18 protein-coding genes are annotated in these 19,401 nt (G+C 65.6%); 6 read left to right on the plus strand and 12 right to left on the minus strand.

What is annotated here, in order from left to right:
* Nucleotides 1-39 precede the first annotated feature (39 nt).
* From dxs to ACK6C6_RS23475, 3 genes are read right to left on the minus strand one after another with little or no spacing between them, the layout of a single operon-like run.
* Complete coding sequence (gene dxs / locus ACK6C6_RS23465; protein WP_209589583.1) at nucleotides 40-1,911, minus strand: 1-deoxy-D-xylulose-5-phosphate synthase; 1,872 nt, start codon at nucleotides 1,909-1,911, stop codon at nucleotides 40-42.
* Nucleotides 1,912-2,802, minus strand: coding sequence for a polyprenyl synthetase family protein (locus ACK6C6_RS23470; protein ID WP_409269561.1), 891 nt, complete (start codon nucleotides 2,800-2,802; stop codon nucleotides 1,912-1,914).
* Complete coding sequence (locus tag ACK6C6_RS23475; protein WP_027865751.1) at nucleotides 2,799-3,044, minus strand: exodeoxyribonuclease VII small subunit; 246 nt, start codon at nucleotides 3,042-3,044, stop codon at nucleotides 2,799-2,801. The genes ACK6C6_RS23470 and ACK6C6_RS23475 overlap by 4 nt, the downstream gene beginning before the upstream one ends.
* A 337-nt stretch (nucleotides 3,045-3,381) precedes the next feature.
* Between ACK6C6_RS23475 and ACK6C6_RS23480 the strand changes: the two genes are divergently transcribed.
* The 5 genes from ACK6C6_RS23480 to ACK6C6_RS23500 are packed head-to-tail and all read left to right on the plus strand — an operon-like array spanning nucleotide 3,382 to nucleotide 7,283.
* On the plus strand, nucleotides 3,382-4,482 hold the full coding sequence (locus tag ACK6C6_RS23480; protein ID WP_292038076.1) for an aromatic ring-hydroxylating dioxygenase subunit alpha: 1,101 nt from the start codon (nucleotides 3,382-3,384) through the stop codon (nucleotides 4,480-4,482).
* A gap of 14 nt (nucleotides 4,483-4,496) precedes the next feature.
* On the plus strand, nucleotides 4,497-5,423 hold the full coding sequence (locus tag ACK6C6_RS23485) for a DMT family transporter (RefSeq protein WP_409269562.1): 927 nt from the start codon (nucleotides 4,497-4,499) through the stop codon (nucleotides 5,421-5,423).
* An 8-nt stretch (nucleotides 5,424-5,431) separates the two neighbouring features.
* Nucleotides 5,432-6,298 carry a sulfurtransferase gene (locus ACK6C6_RS23490; protein ID WP_409269563.1) on the plus strand — a complete coding sequence of 289 codons (867 nt, stop codon included), beginning with the start codon at nucleotides 5,432-5,434 and terminating at the stop codon, nucleotides 6,296-6,298.
* Nucleotides 6,299-6,314: 16 nt separating this feature from the next.
* Entirely contained in the window at nucleotides 6,315-6,899 is a 585-nt protein-coding gene (locus ACK6C6_RS23495; protein ID WP_209589589.1) for a hypothetical protein, read from the plus strand.
* 6 nt (nucleotides 6,900-6,905) lie between these two features.
* Nucleotides 6,906-7,283: a Fur family transcriptional regulator gene (locus tag ACK6C6_RS23500; RefSeq protein WP_027865755.1), complete on the plus strand. Its 378-nt coding sequence runs from the start codon at nucleotides 6,906-6,908 to the stop codon at nucleotides 7,281-7,283.
* 4 nt (nucleotides 7,284-7,287) lie between these two features.
* Here ACK6C6_RS23500 and ACK6C6_RS23505 read toward each other — a convergent pair whose 3' ends face one another.
* The 7 genes from ACK6C6_RS23505 to ACK6C6_RS23535 all read right to left on the minus strand — a co-directional run bounded on the left by ACK6C6_RS23505 (nucleotide 7,288) and on the right by ACK6C6_RS23535 (nucleotide 14,900).
* Nucleotides 7,288-7,674 carry a MerC domain-containing protein gene (locus ACK6C6_RS23505; protein ID WP_409269565.1) on the minus strand — a complete coding sequence of 129 codons (387 nt, stop codon included), beginning with the start codon at nucleotides 7,672-7,674 and terminating at the stop codon, nucleotides 7,288-7,290.
* A complete protein-coding gene (locus ACK6C6_RS23510; protein WP_409269566.1) occupies nucleotides 7,674-9,758 on the minus strand; it encodes a TonB-dependent receptor domain-containing protein in 2,085 nt (694 codons plus the stop codon). Before ACK6C6_RS23510 ends, ACK6C6_RS23505 begins: the two co-directional genes overlap by 1 nt.
* 129 nt (nucleotides 9,759-9,887) lie before the next feature.
* Nucleotides 9,888-10,625: a ZIP family metal transporter gene (locus tag ACK6C6_RS23515; protein ID WP_229413098.1), complete on the minus strand. Its 738-nt coding sequence runs from the start codon at nucleotides 10,623-10,625 to the stop codon at nucleotides 9,888-9,890.
* 113 nt (nucleotides 10,626-10,738) lie between these two features.
* Complete coding sequence (locus ACK6C6_RS23520) at nucleotides 10,739-11,623, minus strand: dienelactone hydrolase family protein (protein WP_409269569.1); 885 nt, start codon at nucleotides 11,621-11,623, stop codon at nucleotides 10,739-10,741.
* Between the two features lie 74 nt (nucleotides 11,624-11,697).
* The gene (locus ACK6C6_RS23525; RefSeq protein WP_409269570.1) at nucleotides 11,698-12,900 is read right to left on the minus strand and encodes a DUF4382 domain-containing protein; all 1,203 of its coding nucleotides are present in this window, start codon (nucleotides 12,898-12,900) and stop codon (nucleotides 11,698-11,700) included.
* 160 nt (nucleotides 12,901-13,060) lie between these two features.
* Nucleotides 13,061-13,714, minus strand: a complete 654-nt coding sequence (gene udk, locus ACK6C6_RS23530; RefSeq protein WP_409269571.1) for a uridine kinase — start codon at nucleotides 13,712-13,714, stop codon at nucleotides 13,061-13,063.
* Nucleotides 13,715-13,760: 46 nt separating this feature from the next.
* Nucleotides 13,761-14,900 (minus strand): DUF5700 domain-containing putative Zn-dependent protease, encoded by a 1,140-nt coding sequence (locus ACK6C6_RS23535; RefSeq protein WP_409269572.1) that lies wholly within the window; start codon nucleotides 14,898-14,900, stop codon nucleotides 13,761-13,763.
* A gap of 162 nt (nucleotides 14,901-15,062) precedes the next feature.
* Between ACK6C6_RS23535 and ACK6C6_RS23540 the strand changes: the two genes are divergently transcribed.
* A complete protein-coding gene (locus ACK6C6_RS23540) occupies nucleotides 15,063-15,482 on the plus strand; it encodes a hypothetical protein (RefSeq protein WP_409269573.1) in 420 nt (139 codons plus the stop codon).
* A gap of 26 nt (nucleotides 15,483-15,508) precedes the next feature.
* On the opposite strand, the gene ACK6C6_RS23545 is transcribed toward ACK6C6_RS23540, so the two are convergent.
* Together ACK6C6_RS23545 and polA are read right to left on the minus strand one after the other, a co-directional pair.
* Nucleotides 15,509-16,495 carry an aldo/keto reductase gene (locus tag ACK6C6_RS23545; RefSeq protein ID WP_409269575.1) on the minus strand — a complete coding sequence of 329 codons (987 nt, stop codon included), beginning with the start codon at nucleotides 16,493-16,495 and terminating at the stop codon, nucleotides 15,509-15,511.
* A gap of 25 nt (nucleotides 16,496-16,520) precedes the next feature.
* Entirely contained in the window at nucleotides 16,521-19,295 is a 2,775-nt protein-coding gene (gene polA / locus ACK6C6_RS23550) for a DNA polymerase I (protein ID WP_409269576.1), read from the minus strand.
* Nucleotides 19,296-19,401: the final 106 nt, after the last annotated feature.

The raw sequence follows: 19,401 nt of genomic DNA on the forward strand, positions 1-19,401 counted from the left end.
ATCGCCGCGTGGGCGGCATAGCCGCCCACCCTACGGTAATCAGGTGTTGTTGACGACCAGGCGCGGCTCGCCAGCCGCAAACCGCTGACGAATCGACGCCGCAATGCCCTTGGCATCCAGCCCCACCGACGCCAGCAGCGCCGCCGGGTCCCCCTGGTCGATGAACTTGTCCGGCAAGCCGAGATTGAGCACCGGCTTGGCAATCCCTTCCGCCGCCAGCGCTTCCATCACCGCGCTGCCCGCGCCGCCCATCACGCAACCCTCTTCCACCGTCACCAGGTAGTCGTGCTCCTTCGCCAGGCGCTTGACCAGTTCCACGTCGAGCGGCTTCACGAAGCGCATATTGGCGACCGTGGCGTTCAGCTCTTCGCCGGCGGCGATGCTCGGCGCCACCATCGAACCGAAGGCCAGGATGGCGATGCCCTTGCCTTCACGACGCACCTCGCCCTTGCCGATCTCGATCGAGCTCAGCTCTTCCTGGATCGCCGCGCCGACGCCGGCGCCGCGCGGATAGCGCACCGCGGCCGGACCCGGGTAGTGGTAGGCGGTGGTCAGCATCTGGCGGCATTCGTTCTCGTCCGAGGCGGCCATGACGACCATGTTCGGGATGCAGCGCAGGTAGGCCAGGTCGTAGTTGCCGGCGTGGGTGGCGCCGTCGGCGCCCACCAGGCCTGCGCGGTCGAGCGCGAAGGTCACGTCCAGGTTCTGCAGGGCCACGTCATGGATCAGCTGGTCGTAGCCGCGCTGCAGGAAGGTCGAGTAGATCGCCACGACCGGTTTCAAACCTTCGGTGGCCATGCCGGCGCCGAAAGTCACCGAATGCTGCTCGGCGATGCCGACGTCGAAGTAGCGCTCCGGATACTGCTGATGGAAGCGCACCATGCCCGAGCCTTCGCGCATCGCCGGCGTGATGCCGACCAGGCGCTTGTCGACGGCCGCCATGTCGCACAGCCAGTTGCCGAACACTTCGGTATAGGTGATCTTGCTCGGCGCAGTGGCCGGCTTGATGCCTTCCGTCGGGTTGAACTTGCCGGTGCCGTGGTACAGGATCGGCTCGGCCTCGGCCAGCTTGTAGCCCTGCCCTTTTTTCGTCACCACGTGCAGGAACTGCGGGCCCTTGAGCTTCTTGATGTTCTCCAGGGTCGGGATCAGGGAATCCAGGTCATGGCCGTCGATCGGGCCGATGTAGTTGAAGCCGAACTCCTCGAACATGGTGGCCGGAACCACCATGCCCTTGGCGTGTTCCTCGAGCTTGCGAGCCAGATCCAGCACCGGACCCGGCAGGACGCTTTTGCCCACGTTCTTGGCCGCGGCATAGAACTGGCCGCTCATCAGGCGCGCCAGGTAGCGGTTGAGCGCGCCCACCGGCGGCGAGATCGACATGTCGTTGTCGTTCAGGACCACCAGCAGGTTGCAGTCTTCCTCGACGCCCGCATTGTTCAGGGCTTCGAAGGCCATGCCGGCGGTCATGGAGCCGTCGCCGATCACGGCGATCGCGTGGCGGTCTTCGCCTTTCAGCTTGGCCGCCTGGGCCATCCCCAAAGCAGCAGAGATCGAGGTCGACGAGTGCGCGGTGCCGAAGGTGTCGTAGATGCTTTCGTCGCGCTTCGGGAAGCCCGACAGGCCGTTCAGCTGGCGCAGGCTGGGCATGCGGCCGCGGCGGCCGGTGAGGATCTTGTGCGAATAGGTCTGGTGGCCCACGTCCCACACGATGCGGTCGTGCGGGGTGTTGTAGACGTAGTGCAGCGCGATGGTCAGTTCCACGGTGCCCAGGTTCGAGGACAGGTGGCCGCCGGTCTTCGACACCGAGTCGAGCAGGAACTGGCGCAGCTCGGTGGCGAGCGGGGTCAGTTGCGTGCGCGGCAGCTTGCGCAGGTCCGCGGGGTCGTTGATGGTCTCTAGCAGGTTCATTTATGCCTTCCGCTGCACGATGAGGTCCGCGAGTTCGCGCAGCCGCAGTGCTTGTTCTCCGAATGGCGCCAGCGCATCGTGCGCTTCACGCCGCAATTGCTCGGCCAGTTCCTTCGATTGGTCCAGCCCAAGGATCGACACATAGGTCGGCTTGTTGTCGGCCGCGTCCTTGCCCGCGGTCTTGCCCAGCGTGGCCGAATCGGCCGTCGCATCCAGCACGTCGTCCACCACCTGGAAAGCCAGGCCGATCGCCTTCGAATAGGCGTTCAATGCTTCCAGTTCGGTGGGCGACAAATCACGGCCGGCAAGCGCGCCCAGGATCACCGAAACGCGCAGCATGGCTCCGGTTTTGAGCTGGTGCATGCGCTCCAGTTCCTCGCGCTGAAGCGCCAGGCCGACGCTGTCAAGGTCGATTGCCTGGCCGCCGCACATGCCGCTCGAGCCCGCCGCCTCGGCCAGCAGGCGCAGCATCAGGACCTGGCGCGCGGGCGGCACGGTAGCGATGCCGGCCAGGGTCTCGAAAGCCTGGGCCTGCAGCGCGTCGCCGACCAGCAGCGCGGTCGCTTCGTCGTAGGCGACGTGCACGGTCGGCTTGCCGCGGCGCAGGTCGTCGTCGTCCATGCAGGGCATGTCGTCGTGCACCAGCGAGTACACGTGGATCATCTCGACGGCACCGGCCACGCGCGCCAGCGCGTCGACGTCGCCGCCGAACAGGGCGCCGCTGCCATAGGCCAGCAGCGGACGGATGCGCTTGCCGCCGCCCAGCGTGGTGTAGCGCATCGCTTCGTGGAGCTTGTGCGGGATGGTGGTGGCAGCCGGCAGGAAGGTCTCGAGCGCATGCTCGACGTCCTGCTGCACCTGCTGCATCCAGTCCTGGAATGGCTGCGTCATTGCTCGCCCTCGCCTTCGGCCGAGAAGGGCTTGAGCATGTCGCCTTCGAGCACCTTGACCTGGGACTCGACCTTTTCCAGCTGGGCCGCGCAATACTTCACCAGCTCGGAGCCGCGCGCATAGGCGGCCACCGAGGCTTCGAGCGGAAGCTGGCCGGATTCCATCTGCGACACGAGCTGGGCCAGCTCGGCCATCGCGCCCTCGAAGGATTCCGGCGGCGCGCCGTTTGTCATATTTGCCATAGCTATGTAATAGGGGACGGCGCAAGGGTGCGCCATGGGACAGTCCAATCGCGTATTTTAGTCCAATCCTTCCCCTCAAGGGGCGCACATTGCATCGAACGCAACTTGCTGTAATTGAATCTTCTGCTGCGATTGCGCCTGCTCCCAATGAAACCCGTGATTATTCAACTACTTATTTGCGCGGTTTCGTCTCTCGCACGCGATGGGCCCTGACCCCTGAGCTTGTTTCCGAGGTATAATCTTCGGTTCTGTCCGAAATACCGTAATCCTCATTCCAAGATACTGGTCTTTGGATTCTTTCTCTTCTTTGGTACTGTTAAATTAAAGGGGGGTTGGGATGTCCGATCTGGCTACCCACGCCAAGCTGGCGCGCTCGTGCGCTCAGCTTCCGGTAAACGTCTACTTTGACGATGCGCTGATGCAGCGCGAGCTGCAGCAGCTGTTTCACAAGGGCCCACGCTACGTCGGCCACGAATTGATGGTGCCTGAGGTAGGCGATTTCGCGACACTTGCATCCGAAAACGAAGGCCGCATGCTGGTCCGCAACGCGGGCGGCATCGAAGTGCTGTCCAACGTCTGCCGTCACCGCCAGGCGCTGATGTTCAATGGCCGCGGCAATGCGAACACCATCGTCTGCCCGCTGCACCGCTGGACCTACGACCTGAAAGGCCAGCTGATCGGCGCTCCGCACTTCCCGGAGACGCCCTGCCTGAACCTGTCGAAGACGCCGCTGCAGAACTGGAACGGCCTGCTGTTCGAGCAGAACGGCTACGACGTCATGGAGAAGCTGAAGAACATGGAGGTCACCAAGGACCTCGACTTCAGCGGCTACATGTTCGACCACGTCGAAATCCACGAGTGCGACTACAACTGGAAGACCTTCATCGAGGTCTACCTGGAGGATTACCACGTCGAGCCCTTCCACCCGGGCCTGGGCAACTTCGTCTCGTGCGACGACCTGAAGTGGGAATTCGGCCGCGACTACAGCGTCCAGACCGTGGGCGTGAACCGCGCGCTGCAGAAGGCGGGTTCGCCGGCCTACAAGAAGTGGCAGGAACAGGTCCTGAAGTTCAACAACGGCCAGCCGCCGAAGTACGGCGCCATCTGGCTGACCCTGTACCCGAACATCATGGTCGAGTGGTATCCGAACGTGCTGGTGGTATCGACCCTGTGGCCGATCGGCCCGCAGAAGACCCGCAACGTGGTCGAGTTCTACTACCCGGAAGAGTTCGTGCTGTTCGAGCGCGAATTCGTCGAGGCCGAACGCGCCGCCTACATGGAAACCGCGGTCGAGGACGACGAGATCGCGCTGCGCATGGATGCCGGCCGCAAGATCCTTCTCGAGCGCGGCGTCAACGAAGTCGGCCCTTACCAGTCGCCGATGGAAGACGGGATGCAGCACTTCCACGAGTGGTACCGAAGCAAACTTGAGCTGTAATTACCGGTAATGTAATGGCTTCACTCTGGATGCTGTTCGCCAGCTTCGCGTTCGCCGCCATGGGCGCGGGCGTGAAGCTGGCCTCCGAGTTCTACTCCACCTCCGAACTCCTGATGTACCGCGGCCTCATCGGCACGCTGGTGCTGCTGGTGGCGGTGCGCCACCAAGGCGGCACCTTCAAGACTCCTTTTGTGGCAGCCCACGTCTGGCGCAGCGTCGTCGGCGTCGTCTCGCTATGGCTGTGGTTCTTCGCCATTTCGCGCCTGCCGCTGGCCACCGCGGTCACGCTCAACTACATGGCGCCGATCTGGATCGCGGCCTGGATGTTCGCGCACGGCTGGTGGAGCGGCACCAAGCTGCCCGAATGGCCGCTGGTGCTGGCGATCGCCATGAGCTTCTTCGGCGTGACCCTGGTGCTGCAGCCGGCGATCGAAACCAAGCAGTGGATCGGTGGCCTGGCAGGCATCGCCTCGTCGCTGATCTCGGCGGCGGCCTACATGCAGGTGCGCAGACTCGGCCAGATGGGCGAACCCGAATACCGCGTGGTGTTCTACTTCTCGCTCAGCACCACCATTGCCGGCCTGTTCGGCACGCTGGCGGGCGACAGCGGGGCCGGTCCGGGCGCCGTGTTCCAGAGCCATACCCTGTACAGCGGCGCCCTGCTGCTGGCGGTCGGCATCTTCGGCCTGCTGGCCCAGATCGCGATGACGCGCGCCTACCGCGTCGGCAAGGTGCTGGTGGTGGCCAACCTGCAGTACACGGGCATCGTGTTTTCCAGCCTGTGGGGCCTGGCCCTGTGGAGCGACAGCTTCGACTGGCACGTCTGGCTGGGCATCGCCGTGATCCTTGCATCCGGCATCGCCGCGACGTTCTACAATACACGCAGCACGGCCAAGGGCGCCGTGGTCAAGGACACCGATCCGATCGCCAGCGAGACTTGAGGAGCGACATGTATACGACACTGATTTCGGCGCAAGACCTGGCCGCGCACATCGACAATCCCAACTGGGTGGTGGTCGACTGCCGCCACGACCTGATGAACCTGGCGGCCGGCCGCGAAGGCTACGCCGCCGGCCACCTGCCGGGCGCGGTCTTCGGCGACATCGACACCCAGCTGTCGGGCGCCAAGCACGGCCCGGACGGCGTGTTCCGCGGCCGCCACCCCTTGCCGGAAAAAGAAGCGCTGCTTGAAACCCTGCGCGGCTGGGGTATCGACGACGACTCCCAGGTCGTGGCCTACGACGCCCACGGCGGCATGTTCGCCGCGCGCCTGTGGTGGCTGATGCGCTGGCTCGGCCACGAGGCGGTGGCGGTGCTGGACGGCGGCATGGCGGCCTGGCAGGCGATCGGCAAGCCGCTCACGCTTGATGTCGTATCGAAGCCGCGCGGCAGCATCACGGTCCGCGCGCCCTTCGTGCCGACCGTGACCGTGGCGGATGTCATGGAGAACGTGGACAAGGGCGAACGTATCGTCATCGATGCACGCGCCTCCGACCGCTTCCGCGGCGAGAACGAGACCATCGACCCGATCGGCGGCCATATCCCGGGCGCCCGCAACCGCTTCTTCAAGGACAACCTGCAGGCGGACGGCCGTTTCAAGGATGCGGCCACGCTGCGGGACGAATTCGCGCCGCTGGTCGACGACCCGGCACGGGCCATCATGCAGTGCGGCTCGGGGGTCACCGCCTGCCACAACCTGCTGGCGCTGGAAGTCGCCGGCATGCCGGGGGCGGCGCTGTATCCGGGGTCGTGGAGCGAATGGGTGGGCGACGGCAAGAACGATACCGGCCGCCCTGTTGCCAAAGGCGAGGCTTGAGCCGGGAGCCATCCTGATGAAAAAAGCAGCAACGAAAGAGCACGCAGCAATGTCGAACGAAGACAAGATGAACGCAGGCGCCCCGGCGCTGGAGATTCCCGAAGCGGTAGCCGCCGCCCTGAGCGGCTGGGTGCAGCAGGTGGCCGAGCAGACCGCCGCGCCGGTGCGCGACGCGCTGGCCGCCCTCGAAGCCGATGCGGCCGCCCTGCGCGAGACCGGCGCCGAGCTCGAAGCCGCACGCGACCAGGCCCTGGCAGCCTCCAGCGAACACCAGGCCGAGATCGAACGCCTGACGGCGGAACTGCGCGACGCGCGCCAGGTCGCCACCGAGGCGCTGGTGAGCAAGGCCAAGGACCAGCTGGCGATCGACGGCAAGGACCGGCAACTGGCCGACCTGCGCGCCCAGCTCGAGCGCAATGTCGCGGCCCAGGCAAGCGAATCGGACGCGCGCCTGGCCGCCGAGATGGAACTGGTGGGCGCCACCACCGCACGCGACAACTTCGAGAACGAAGTGAAGACCCTGCGCGCGCAGCTGGACAAGTCCTACGCCGAGCGCAGCGCCCTGCGCGCCGAACTCGAATCGCTGCGCGCGAAAAAGTAAGCCGCCATGGAACAACGCAATACGCGCCAGCGCAAGGCAATCCACCAGTGCATGGAAGACGCCGGGCGTCCGCTAGCGCCGCAGGAAATCCTCGAGCAGGCCCAGGCCGTGGTGCCCGGCATCGGCATGGCGACCATCTACCGCAACATCAAGTCGATGCTGGAAGCGGGCGAGATCACCACGGTGTCCCTGCCGGGCGGGGGCGACCGCTACGAGATCGCCGGGCACGGCCACCATCACCACTTCCATTGCCGCTCGTGCGACAAGGTGTACGAGGTGCACGCCTGTCCGGGCGACATGCAGAAGCTGACGCCGGAGGGCTTCGTGCTCGAATCGCACGAGCTGACGCTGTACGGCTTGTGCAGCGCCTGCCGTTCACGCTGAGCCCCTACGAACTACGGCAATCCTTGCAATAACGGTGGTTGCGCAGGTGCGCCCCCAGCAGCAGCACGCTGCTCAGCACCGCCGCCACCGTCTCCGCCATGTCCCCCAGCTGCGGCCCGACGACGAACACCGCCAGCAGGAAGGTGACCAGCCCCACCAGCCCCAGTGACAAGGCAACCGGATCGCGGTGCTTGAGGTAGCCCGGCACCAGCGCCAGCAGCACCGGCACCGTCACGCCCAGCAGCAAGGCATCGTGCAGCGCATGGTGCTCCCCGCCCAGACCCAGCAGAGGAAATGCCGCGATCAGGAGCGGCATCGCCAGGCAGTGCACCAGGCACAGGGCCGACGCCGCCATGCCGGCGTAGTCGGCGAACCGGATCAGGGTTTTCATCAGAAGATGAATCGCAGTCCGGCGGTGATGTTACGGCCAGGCAGCGGCGCCGCTTCCTTGATGAAGGAGGTATGGCTGAAGGCCAGTTCGTTCGTCAGGTTGTTGATGCGGGCGTAGAGCTGGGCCGGCACGCCGCCGATGCGGGTGGTGTAGTGGGTGCCAAGATTGAGCATGTTATAGCCGCCGGTCGTCCCTTCGAAATCCGCCACCTTGTCCTGCTTGCCGACGCGGACCAGCTCGGCCATGCCGTGCCAGGCCTGCCAGTCCGCATTCAGGCGCACGCCGATGCGGTGCGCCGGAATGCGCGGGATGTTGCGGCTGCCTTCGCTAGCGCCATCGAAGCGGGCGCGCACGTAGTCGCCGAACAGCGTGCCTTCCACGACCTTCGAGAACTTGTGGCGCAGCTCCCCTTCCAGGCCGGTGAAGGTGGCGTCGCGCTGGGTGTACTCGACCAGCTGGAAGCCTTCGTGGTTGTCCAGGGTATGCGCGTAGATGTAGTTGTCGACGCGGTTGTGGAAGGCGCTCAGCGAGAAGGTCGTGTTGCCTTCGAACTTGCGCAGGGTGAGGTCGATGTTGTTCGAGGTCTCCTTGCCCAGGTTCTGGTTGCCGATCTCGTAGGTCGCGGTGGCCAGGTGCACGCCGTCCGCATACAGTTCTTCCGAAGTCGGCAGGCGGTGGCTGCGGGCGATGCCGGCACGCAGCGAGTACTGCGGCTGGAACTTCCAGACCGCGCCCAGCGCCACCGAGGTGCCGCGTGCGTCGGTATCGCGCTGGCTTGCGCTGTCGACCCGGATGTCCTGCCACTCGTGGCGGGCGCCGGCTTCGAAGCGCCAGTTGTCCAGCTTGTATTCCTCGGTGACGAACACCGCGTGCTTCTTCGTGACGGTCGGCGGCACATAGGCTTCGTCGCCCTCGGTACGGAAATCGCGGCGCGTGGTCTGCGCGCCGACGACGCCGCGCCAACCCGCGACCGGATTGTGTTCCAGCTCGACGCGGGCGTCGTGCGCCTTGTTCATGAAACTGGTGGCGACCACGCCCTCTTCCAGCTCGTCGTGGCGGTAGTCGGTGAGCGAGGCGCGCAGGCGCGCCTTGGCGAAGCCCGGCAACGGGTTGCGGTACTCGCCGCGCAGGTCCCAGCGGTCGCTGTCCAGCTTCACGACCGGCACCTCTTCGTGGCCATGCTCGTGATCGTGGTCGTGGCCGGCGTGGTCATCGTGGTCGTCGTGGCCGCCGCAATGCAGGTGGTCACCGTGCGGATGGCAGCTTTCGAATTCATGGTTGTGGCCGGGAATGCCGTATTCGGTGCGCTCCTTGGTGTAGGCCGCGCCCAGGTAGCCGCGCTCGCCGACCCAGGACAGGCCCACGGTACCGCTCTCGGTGTCCTTGTAGCTGCCGGGGACGCGCTTGCCTTCATCCCAGCCCTTGCCGACGCGGTATTCGCCGGCGTCGCGCTTGACGCCCTCGGCATGGACGGCGAAGTTGCCGCTGCCGCCGGTCACCTCGAACGCCCCGGTCTTCTCGCGCGCCACCGAATTGGCGCGTACTTCGGCGCTGCCTTCGACACCATTCTCCGGCACCCGGGTCGGGATCTTGCGGTCCAGGATGTTCACCACGCCGCCGACCGCGCCGCCGCCATAGGCCAGCGCCGACGGGCCGCGCAGCACTTCGATGCGCTCGGCCAGGACAGGTTCGAAACCGACGGCGTGGTCGGGGCTGATGGTGGAGGCGTCCTGCACTTCCGCGCCGTCCGACAGGATCTTCACGCGCGGGCCGTCCATGCCGCGGATGACCGGGCGGCTGGCGCCCGCGCCGAAGTGGCTCGAGTTGATGCCCGGCTGGTTGGCCAGGGTCTCGCCCAGGGTCGACTCGCGCACCCGCACCAGTTCACCGCCGCCGAGCGAGGTCACCGGCGTGATCATGTCGTCGCTCACCACGCCGAGGGCGCTGGCGGAGACCACCACGGTCGGGACGGTGTCGGGATCGGCCTGCAGGCGGCTGTCGTTCTGCGCGTGCGCCAGCGGGGCGCCGAAGGCAAACAGGATCGCCAGCGCGAGCGGCGTGCGGGGGAAGGTCGAAGTGGACATGGCAAGGCTTCCTTTGTTGAGTTCTGCGGTAATGATAAGTCATTATCATTAGCAGCGCAACAGGCGGACGCGGGCATGCGCACTCCCCTTGCGGGGAGTCGCGAGCTTCAGGAGAAAGGAAGATGTCGCTTAATAAGCGTGGTTCAGCATCACCACGATCGCCACGCCGAGCGCGATCAGGGCCACCTGCGGCACCGATTCGCGCACCGTGGCGCGGCGCTGCATCTGCGGCATCAGGTCGCTGACCGCGATGTAGATGAAGCCCGAGGAGGCGAACACCAGCACGTAGGGAATCAGGCCGCTGGCCTGGTCCAGCGTGAAGTAGCCGAGCAGGCCGCCCGCCACCGCCATCAGGCTGCACAGCAGGTTGAAGACATAGGCGCGCAGGCGCGAGAAGCCGGCGTTGAGCAGCACGATGAAGTCGCCGATCTCCTGCGGGATCTCGTGGGCGACGATGGCCAGCGCGGTGACGATGCCCAGTTCCGGATTGGCGAGGAAGGCCGCGGCGATCAGGATGCCGTCGGTGAAGTTGTGCATCGCGTCGCCCAGCAGGATCATCCAGCCGGATTTGCCGGCCTGGTGGGCGTCATGGCCGTGCGCGTGGTGGTGGCCGTCGCCCTCGTGGTGGTGCGAGTGGCGCAGGATCGCCAGCTTCTCCAGCACGAAGAAAGCCAGCAGGCCGCCCAGCAGGGTGGCGAACAGGCTGCGCGGGTCGGCGCCCGATTCGAAGGCTTCCGGCAGCGCGTGCAGCAACGAGGTGGCCAGCATGATGCCGACCGACAGGCTGACCATCCGTTCGACCACCTTCGACAGCAGCGCGAACGAAAACACGGCAGCGCCGGTGATGCTGGCGACGCCGGCGATCACGGTCGCCAGCAGGATGGAAGATAGGACGGGGTCGATTTGAGGCCTCTAGTTCTGGTCTTGCGCAGAGCAGCAAACCGGGCATTGTACCCTGCCCGGTCCGCGCCTGTGCAAGATCAGGCCACGCCGTGCTTCGAGAACCAGTCCAGCGCCTTGGCCCAGCCGTCCTTGGCGTCGGCCGCATTGAAGCTCGGGCGGTAGTCGGCGTGGAAGGCGTGGCCCGAGTTCGGGTACACGTGGATCATCGAGCGGCTGTTGCCGGCGTCGAGCGCCTTGCGCATGCGCTCCACCGAATCCAGCGGGATGCCGTTGTCCTTGGCGCCGTACAGGCCGAGCACCGGCACCTTCAGGTTCTGGGCGATGTCGATCGGGTGCTTCGGCTGCAGCGGGTTGGTCTCGCCCACCAGGCGGCCATACCAGGCCACGCCGGCCTTGACGTCCGGGTTGTGCGCCGCGTACAGCCAGGTGATGCGGCCGCCCCAGCAGAAACCGGTGATGCCCAGCTTGGCGGTGTTCCCGCCGCGCTGCTTGGTCCACTTGACGATGGTGTCGAGGTCGGTCATGACCTGGGCGTCCGGGACCTTGGCGATGATGGTCTTCATCAGGGTGCCGGTGTCCGGGGCCTTGGTGGCGTCGCCCTGGCGCACGAACAGGTCCGGGGCCACGGCCAGGTAGCCGGCCTTGGCGAAGCGGCGCACCACGTCCTTGATGTGCTCGTGGACGCCGAAGATCTCGGAGATGACCAGCACCACCGGCAGGTTGGTACGGTCCTTGGGCTGGGCGCGGTAGACCGGCACGTCCTGGCCGTTGACGACGACAATGTGGTCGGCGGCGTCCAGGCCCTCGGTACTGGTCTGGATCTGGGTCTGCGCCACCACCGGCAGCGCGGCGACGGCGAATCCGCCGCCCGCGGCGGCTTTCAGGAAGACGCGGCGGTCGACGCCCTCGCTGAAGGAACTGGCGGACAGCAGGCTTTCGGCATCGCGAATGAGATCTTTCATGTGGCCCCTCCGGTTGTGTTGGACAGGCTTGCTATCTTAGCAAAGTCCGGAGGGGCGCACGTTTGCTGTCGAGCTCAGCGAGTCAATGCGAAATTGACGTTCGACTGGTTGGCGGTGCCGATGTCGACGTTGTCGACCGACTTGCTGACATAGCCGGTGGCTGCCGCCTCGACGCGGTACTTCCCGGCCGGCGCCGCGGTGCTGGCGCTGAAGGCCAGCGGCAGCGTGCTGGTATAGGTCGCGAACTGCGGCGCCGTCACCGGCAGGCTGGCGATCGTGTAGGCGCCGCCGGCCAGGTCGGCGCCCTGGTACTTGATGGTGACGGTCGGACCGGCCGCGAAGCTCTGCTTGGCCGAGACGTAAGCGGCTTCGGTACCGGACGGCGTCATGGTCACGGTGCCGCCGATCGAACCGGTGTTGCCCGGCGCCAGCAGGATCGGCGCTGCCGAGGTGCTCAGGACCGTGGTGCTGCTGGTCGAGGCAACCGGCACGCCTGCCACCACGCTGGCCGCGCTGTCGTTGGCGGTGATGACGACGTCGTAGTTGCCCGGCGCGAGACGCGAGAGCACGAATTCGCCGGTGCTGGGGTTCGGCGTGGTGGCGCTGACGATCTGGCCGTTCTGCTGCGCCGAGACCTGCACGCTGCGGCCCAGCAGTGCGGTGCTGACGAAACCGGAGATGCCGTTCAGGGTCGCCGGCACCACCTTCACCACGGGCTTGAGCGCATAGCTGCCCTTGCCGCGGGTGAGCACCGACTTGCAGGCGTCGAAGTCGAGCACGACGTCGGTCTTCCGGCCGGCCGTCACCTCGACATTCCCGACCAGCTTGATGCCGCTCTGGATGCCGCTTGGCGTCTCGAGCGGCTGCTCGGTCTTGCCGGCGGTCGGCACCACGGTGTTGCCATTGCTGTCCAAGACCAGGCGCAGCTGGGTGTAGCGCCCTGCTTCGAGCGAGGTCTGGCCAAGCGCTTCGAGCACGCCGTTGCTCAGGTTCAGCAGGTTGATCTTCTTCGCCGGGTTCACCGTGATGTCGGTCCAGCCGGTATCGAGCTCCGACGCGCCTTCGCTGCGGTGTACGCGCACTTTCGAAACGGTGACGTTGACGGCGTCGAAGCCGCAGGCCGGGTCGTCGGTCATCGACACGGCCAGGGTGCCGAGGGTGCTGACGGGAGTACTGGGCGAGGCTTCGCTGCCGCCACCGCCGCCACAGGCGGACAGGACAGCGGCGCTGAGGGCGGTGGCGCCGACGAGGGCAATGCGGGCTTTGGTCTGGAACATGTTATGGATTACCTTTCTTGGGTCTGCCAAAAGCAGCTTCGAAAGGATCCTAGCATTCCAAAAAGCAACTGTTACGTGACCTTACGCACTTTGAAACAGTTGCTTACAGTCTTTACAGATGAGCAGCGTTTAGCTGCCCGAAATGCAACGGAACAGGCTGTCAGTGATCGGTCGAACGCCGCTTCAGCTGGCCGATGACGCTCGCCACCTTGGTGGTAATCACATCGACTGCCGGACCATTCGCACCGTGCGGCAGGATGACGTCGGCATTGCGCTTGGTCGGCTCGATGAACTGCTTGTGCATCGGGCGTACCGTTTCCAGGTACTGGTTGACGATGCTCTCCACCGAGCGTCCGCGTTCGGCCACATCGCGCTGCATGCGGCGGATGAAGCGGACGTCGGCGGCGGTGTCGACAAAGATCTTCAGCGACATCATGTCGCGCAGATCGGCGTCATACAGGGCGAACAGGCCTTCGATGACGATCACCGGGGCCGGCTTGACGGGGATGGTCTGGTTGGAGCGGTTGTCGATCGTGAAGTCGTACACCGGCATCTGGATCGTTTCGCCATTGCGCAGGGCCCGAACGTGCTCCACCAGCAGAGGCCAGTCGAAGGCGTCCGGATGGTCGTAATTCTGCCTGCGGCGCACTTCGGGGGTGAGGTCGGACTGGTCGCGGTAGTAATCGTCCTGCATCACCACCGACACCATCTCGGCGCCGAACGAGGCCAGTACTTGTTGGGTCACCGTTGACTTGCCGCTGCCGCTGCCGCCGGCGACACCAATGACAAACGGTTGAAAAGAAATCGCATTCATCCCCGCATGATACCGGAGCGGCGATCATGCCGACAGGGGCGCTCGATCAGCGCGCGCCTTCCGCACAGGCCGCAAGCTGTTCCGCAGCTTGCAATGTTGCAGGAAACAGCACCGGAACATCCTCCGATTTGCCGTAGTTTTTCAGCTTGCGGTAGCGCTGCACGAACAGCGCGCCGGGCCGTCCGGTCAACGCGGCAATCGCGCCCTTTCCTTCCTCGGAGGCGATGGCGCGGGCCATGACGTAACCGAGGGCATAGAGCACCTCGTCGCCATAGAAGCCCAGCGCATAGATGTCGCCGTAGCTGACCTGCGCCCCGGTCCTCAGGCCGTGGGTCGACAGCTCCAGCAGCGTGATGCTCTGGCCGACCTGGTCGATCCTGCGAAGCGTCTGTTTGCGCACCTTGTCGCTTTCCTCGTCGATTCCTGCGGGGATGGCGGAAACATCGCCAACCAGGCTGGCACTGCCTTCCATCTCGAGGGACATGAATAGCCGCGACAGCTCCTCGCTGTGCGGGATCTTCGCCAGGCAGGCGGCATCCGCCGTAGGCGACGATGCCCGGGCAATGCCCTGGATCGCGTGGAACAGCTCATGCTCCATGATCGTGGCGGCGAGCGCCGCGGACGGGAACCTGTCCAGGTTGAGGAAAAACTCCGGCCCGCCGAAGGCGAAGCCGCCCGAAGTTCCGCCAACGATCAGATAGCCCGTCACATGTCCGCCGAGGCTGGACGGGGTGAACTCGGCAATCCTGGCCTTGACGCGTGCCAGCAGATGGGAAGCGGGATCCTCCAGCTTCGCCAGGGTGGCCCTGATCTGCGCAGCATGCTCGCGTACCGGCCCGAAGCGAAACTTGCCGGGATCCTCCGCGGCATCGTCGCGCTGTGCCGCGGCCACCAGCGCTTTCGCGAACAGCTCGTCCGTGCCTGGCCGGCCATAGGAACGTGCCTTGCGGATCAGCCCTTGGTTGCCGGGCAAGGCGGCGATGCGCAGCGCTTCCGCCATGGTGAGCGCAGGGTTCAGGACCGCGTCGAGCACGGCTTTGGTGGAATCGGTGTCGACCGTCACCGTCACCGCTTGCGCCACACCAGCCGGTTTGGCCGAGGATGGGCTGTTGCCGGCCGCCGGTGCCGCCCGGAGCGGATGGACGATGGCGAGCGCCGCGATTCCAATCAAGATGAGTTTGCGCATTTCAGTTCCCGGGAGCCGACGGCCGAGCCCGGCCGTTGAACCCAGCATAGCACCTTGCCACGCAGAAAAAGTCACGGAAGCTCACTTTGCCGCTAACCGTGCGCACCCGTCGCACGCAGGCGCTTCATACTGCTTCCTCTGACTACTCGCACAGGATTAGCCATGTCAACAGTCAATCTGGATGAACTCGAAGGAGCGGCCATGATGGTCGAGGATGGCGGCGGGTCGGTCACGGCCATGGTGTCGCGCGAAACAGGCATGATCCACCTCCTGAACGACGAGTACATGGACGAGGAGGCGCCAACGCCCTCGGCGTCCGGCGACGACGCGCGCTACGTTTCCGTACCGCCCGCGGGCACGCTCGGCATCGGAGACGGGCTGGTGCTGCGCTTTGCGGCTACCCACCTGGCCGACGAGCAGGAGGCCGTGCGCGACATGTTCCGCGACCGTAACACCGAAGGCTTCGCCCGCCTGCTGGAGGAGCGCGGCGCGGGCGAAGCCTGGGAACGTTTTCATGCGGAAGCCACCCGCAGCGCGCTGCGGCGCTGGTGCGACGAGAACGGCCTGCAACTGGCCGAATGAAGGTGCCGGCCTGGGCGAAAGCCCGGCTACCAGAGATGATGAACGTGAGGCGCGATCATCTCGCGGTAGAGTGCACGCAGTTCGGACATGACTTCCGGCGCGAGCGGCGCCAGCGCGGCCGCTTCGGTGTTCGACCTTGCCTGCGCGGCGTTCCTGGCTCCCGGGATCACGGTGCTGACGCCCTCTTCCATCAGGATCCAGCGCAGGGCGAATTGCGCCATCGACGCGTCGCCGGGGACCAGCTTGCGGATGTGCTCGACCGCTTCCAAGGCCAATGGGTAGGGAACGCCGGCGAAGGTTTCCCCCTTGTCGAATGCCTCGCCATTGCGGTTGAAGGCGCGGTGGTCGTCGGCGGCGAATGCGGTATCGGCGCTCATCTTGCCGGTCAGGAGTCCCGAAGCCAGCGGTACCCGCACGATCACGCCGATATCGCGCTTCTTCGCTTGCTCGAAGAACAGCGTGGCGGGACGCTGGCGGAAGATGTTGTAGATGATCTGCACGGTCGCCATGTTCGGGTATTCGATGGCCTTCAGCGCCTCTTCCACCTTTTCGACCGAAACGCCGTAATGCCGCACCTTGCCCTCGGCAACCAGCTCGTCCATCGCCTGGAAGACCTCGGGCCGGTAAAACACCGCGGGCGGCGGGCAATGCAGCTGCACCAGGTCCAGGCAATCGACACGCAGGTTGCGCAGCGAGCGCTCCACGAAGTCGCTCAGGTTCGCCTTGGTATAGCCTTCCGCCATGTGCGGAGCCAGGCGGCGGCCCGCCTTGGTGGCAACGAACGGCTTTTCACCGCCACGTTCCGCCAGCACCTCCGCGATGATCTGTTCCGAGCGGCCGTCGCCGTAGACGTCGGCGGTATCGATGAAAGTACAGCCCTGGTCCAGGGCCGCATGCAGGGCGGCCTTGGCATCTTCCATGCTGACGTCGCCCCAGGCGCCGCCGATGGCCCAGGCGCCGAAACCGATTTCAGAAACCTTGACGCCGGTACGGCCCAGTTTTCGTTCTTGCATATGTCGATCCTTTGTTAGCGCAAGCTCAGTGAGCTTGCTCCCAGTTCGGTCCCACGCCGGTCTCGGCGACCAGCGGCACGTTCAGCGTGGCCACGCCCGCCATCAGTTCCGGCAGCTTTACGCGCACCAGTTCCAGCTCGGCTTGGGGCACTTCGAGCACCAGTTCGTCGTGCACCTGCATGATCATGCGGGTGCCGAGCTTGTCGGTTTCCAGCCAATTCTGCACCGCGATCATCGCCAGCTTGATCAGGTCGGCCGCGGTGCCCTGCATCGGCGCGTTGATCGCCGCGCGTTCGGCGCCGGCGCGGCGCGGGCCGTTCGGCGAGTTGATCTCGGGGAGCCACAGGCGGCGCCCGAACACGGTCTCCACGTAGCCGCGCGCCTTGGCCTGCAGGCGGGTCTCGTCCATGTACTGCTTCACGCCGGCGAAGCGGGCGAAGTAGCGCTCGATGTAGTTGGACGCCGCGCCGCGCTCGATGCCCAGGTTCTGGGCCAGGCCGAAGGCGCTCATGCCGTAGATCAGGCCGAAGTTGATCACCTTGGCGTAGCGGCGCTGCTCGCTCTGCACTTCTTCGGGCGGGATGCCGAAGATCTCGGCGGCGGTGGCGCGGTGGATGTCCTCGCCTTCGGCGAAGGCCTTCAGCATGGCCGGGTCGCCCGAGATGTGCGCCATGATGCGCAGCTCGATCTGCGAATAGTCGGCCGAGACGATCACGCTGCCGGGCGGCGCGATGAAGGCTTCGCGGATGCGGCGCCCTTCCGCGTTACGCACCGGGATATTCTGCAGGTTCGGCTCGTTCGAGGACAGGCGGCCGGTGATCGCCACCGCCTGCGCATAATTGGTGTGCACGCGGCCGGTCTTCGGATTGACCATCTTGGGCAGCTTGTCGGTATAGGTCGACTTCAGCTTGGACATGCCGCGGTGCTCGAGCAGGATCTTCGGCAGCGGGTAGTCCTCGGCCAGCTTCTGCAGCACCTCTTCGTCGGTGGACGGCGCGCCGGTGGCGGTCTTCTTGATCACCGGCAGGCCGAGCTTGACGAAGAAAATCTCGCCGATCTGCTTGGGCGAACCGAGGTTGAAGGGACCACCGGCCAGTTCATAGGCCTGCTGTTCCAGCTCCAGCATGCGCGCGCCCAGCTCGCCCGACTGCACCGCCAGCAGTTCCGAGTCGATCAGCACGCCGTTGCGCTCGATCTTCTGCAGCACTTCCATGGTCGGCATCTCGATCTCGCGGTAGATGCGGGTGAGTCCGGCGTCGCTCTCGACGTGCGGCAGCATGGTGTGGTGCAGGCGCAGGGTGATGTCGGAATCCTCGCCGGCGTACTCGGTGGCGCGGCCCAGCTCGACCTGGTCGAAGCAGATCATGTTGGCGCCCTTGCCGCACACGTCGACGAATGGAATCGTGGTGTAGCCGAGGTGGCGCATCGCCATGGTGTCCATGTCGTGCGGCTTGTGCGACTCGAACACGTAGGACTGCAGCAGGGTGTCGTGCACGATCCCCTTCAACTTGATGCCGTGGTTCTCGAAGATGTGCATGTCGTACTTCAGGTTCTGGCCCAGCTTGGGCTTGGCCGGGTTCTCCAGCCAGGAACGCATGCGCTCCAGGACGTGCTCGCGACCTAGCTGGTCGGGCGCGCCGGCGTAGCGGTGCGCCACCGGGATGTAGGCGCCCTTGCCGGCCTCCACCGACAGCGAGATGCCGACCATCTCGGCCGTCAATGGGTCGAGCGAGGTGGTCTCGGTGTCGACCGAGGTCAGTTCGGCCGCGTCGATCAGCGCCAGCCATTTGTCCAGCTGTTCGTCGGTGAGGATGGTCTCATATTCGCCCTTGATGATGGCCATGCCGGGCAGCGTGCCGGATGCCCCTTCGGGGGAATTGAGCGGTGCGCCGCCGGGACCCGCGCCGCGCGCCGGCGCCACTGCGCCGTCGGCACGGGCTGCGCCGCCCAGGTCGCGCAGCATGGTCTTGAAGCCGTAGCGCTGGAAGAAGTCGCGCAGCGCCTCGGCGTCTTCGGGACGGCCGACCAGGGTTTCCTCGAAGGAGACCACGTGGCTCACCAGGTCGCAGTCGGTTTTCACGGTGATCAGCTCGCGGCCCTTCGGCAGCCATTCGAGCGCGGCGCGCAGGTTCTCGCCGACCGCGCCGCCGATCGCATGGGCGTTCTCGATCACGCCGTCGAGCGAGCCGTGCAGGGTCAGCCACTTCACCGCCGTCTTCGGGCCGCACTTGCTCACGCCCGGGACGTTGTCGACGGTGTCGCCGATCAGGGTGAGGTAGTCGATGATGCGGTTCGGCGCCACGCCGAACTTGGCCAGCACGCCGGCCTCGTCCAGCTTCTCGTTGCTCATCGTATTGACGAGCATGACCTTGTCGTTGACCAGCTGGGCCAGGTCCTTGTCGCCGGTCGAGATGATGGTCTTCATGCCGCGCGCGGCGGCCTGCACGGCCAGGGTGCCGATCACGTCGTCGGCCTCGACGCCCTCGACCATCAGGATCGGCCAGCCGAGGTGGCGCACCACTTCGTGGATCGGTTCGATCTGCTTGCCCAGGTCTTCCGGCATCGAGGCGCGGGTGGCCTTGTATTCCGGGTAGAGGTCGTCGCGGAAGGTCTTGCCCTTGGCGTCGAACACGCAGGCGATGTAGGCGGCCGGGTAGTCGGCGCGCAGGCGGCGCAGCATGTTGACCATCCCGTGCATGGCGCCGGTCGGGAAACCGTCCGGGCTGCGCAGGTCGGGCAGCGCGTGGTAGGCGCGGTAGAGGTAGCTGGAGCCGTCAACGAGCAGCAGGGTATTTTCCATAGGGAGACATCTCAAAATAAGGCCGGCGCGACCGCGCCAAAGTGTCCGGCATTATCGCAGAATCGGCCTGGCCGAACTTCCACACACTTTTCACAGGGAAGCGTGT

The sequence above is a fragment of the Massilia sp. BHUDP2 genome, from assembly GCF_046236355.1.
GTDB lineage: Bacteria > Pseudomonadota > Gammaproteobacteria > Burkholderiales > Burkholderiaceae_D > Telluria > Telluria varians.

Excerpts from the sequence above, each read along its gene's own strand:
- dxs (WP_209589583.1), bottom strand. The coding sequence starts at position 1,911 with ATGAACCTGCTAGAGACCATCAACGACCCCGCGGACCTGCGCAAGCTG.
- ACK6C6_RS23470 (WP_409269561.1), bottom strand. The coding sequence starts at position 2,802 with ATGACGCAGCCATTCCAGGACTGGATGCAGCAGGTGCAGCAGGACGTC.
- ACK6C6_RS23475 (WP_027865751.1), bottom strand. The coding sequence starts at position 3,044 with ATGGCAAATATGACAAACGGCGCGCCGCCGGAATCCTTCGAGGGCGCG.
- ACK6C6_RS23480 (WP_292038076.1), top strand. The coding sequence starts at position 3,382 with ATGTCCGATCTGGCTACCCACGCCAAGCTGGCGCGCTCGTGCGCTCAG.
- ACK6C6_RS23485 (WP_409269562.1), top strand. The coding sequence starts at position 4,497 with ATGGCTTCACTCTGGATGCTGTTCGCCAGCTTCGCGTTCGCCGCCATG.
- ACK6C6_RS23490 (WP_409269563.1), top strand. The coding sequence starts at position 5,432 with ATGTATACGACACTGATTTCGGCGCAAGACCTGGCCGCGCACATCGAC.
- ACK6C6_RS23495 (WP_209589589.1), top strand. The coding sequence starts at position 6,315 with ATGAAAAAAGCAGCAACGAAAGAGCACGCAGCAATGTCGAACGAAGAC.
- ACK6C6_RS23500 (WP_027865755.1), top strand. The coding sequence starts at position 6,906 with ATGGAACAACGCAATACGCGCCAGCGCAAGGCAATCCACCAGTGCATG.
- ACK6C6_RS23505 (WP_409269565.1), bottom strand. The coding sequence starts at position 7,674 with ATGAAAACCCTGATCCGGTTCGCCGACTACGCCGGCATGGCGGCGTCG.
- ACK6C6_RS23510 (WP_409269566.1), bottom strand. The coding sequence starts at position 9,758 with ATGTCCACTTCGACCTTCCCCCGCACGCCGCTCGCGCTGGCGATCCTG.
- ACK6C6_RS23520 (WP_409269569.1), bottom strand. The coding sequence starts at position 11,623 with ATGAAAGATCTCATTCGCGATGCCGAAAGCCTGCTGTCCGCCAGTTCC.
- ACK6C6_RS23525 (WP_409269570.1), bottom strand. The coding sequence starts at position 12,900 with ATGTTCCAGACCAAAGCCCGCATTGCCCTCGTCGGCGCCACCGCCCTC.
- udk (WP_409269571.1), bottom strand. The coding sequence starts at position 13,714 with ATGAATGCGATTTCTTTTCAACCGTTTGTCATTGGTGTCGCCGGCGGC.
- ACK6C6_RS23535 (WP_409269572.1), bottom strand. The coding sequence starts at position 14,900 with ATGCGCAAACTCATCTTGATTGGAATCGCGGCGCTCGCCATCGTCCAT.
- ACK6C6_RS23540 (WP_409269573.1), top strand. The coding sequence starts at position 15,063 with ATGTCAACAGTCAATCTGGATGAACTCGAAGGAGCGGCCATGATGGTC.
- ACK6C6_RS23545 (WP_409269575.1), bottom strand. The coding sequence starts at position 16,495 with ATGCAAGAACGAAAACTGGGCCGTACCGGCGTCAAGGTTTCTGAAATC.
- polA (WP_409269576.1), bottom strand. The coding sequence starts at position 19,295 with ATGGAAAATACCCTGCTGCTCGTTGACGGCTCCAGCTACCTCTACCGC.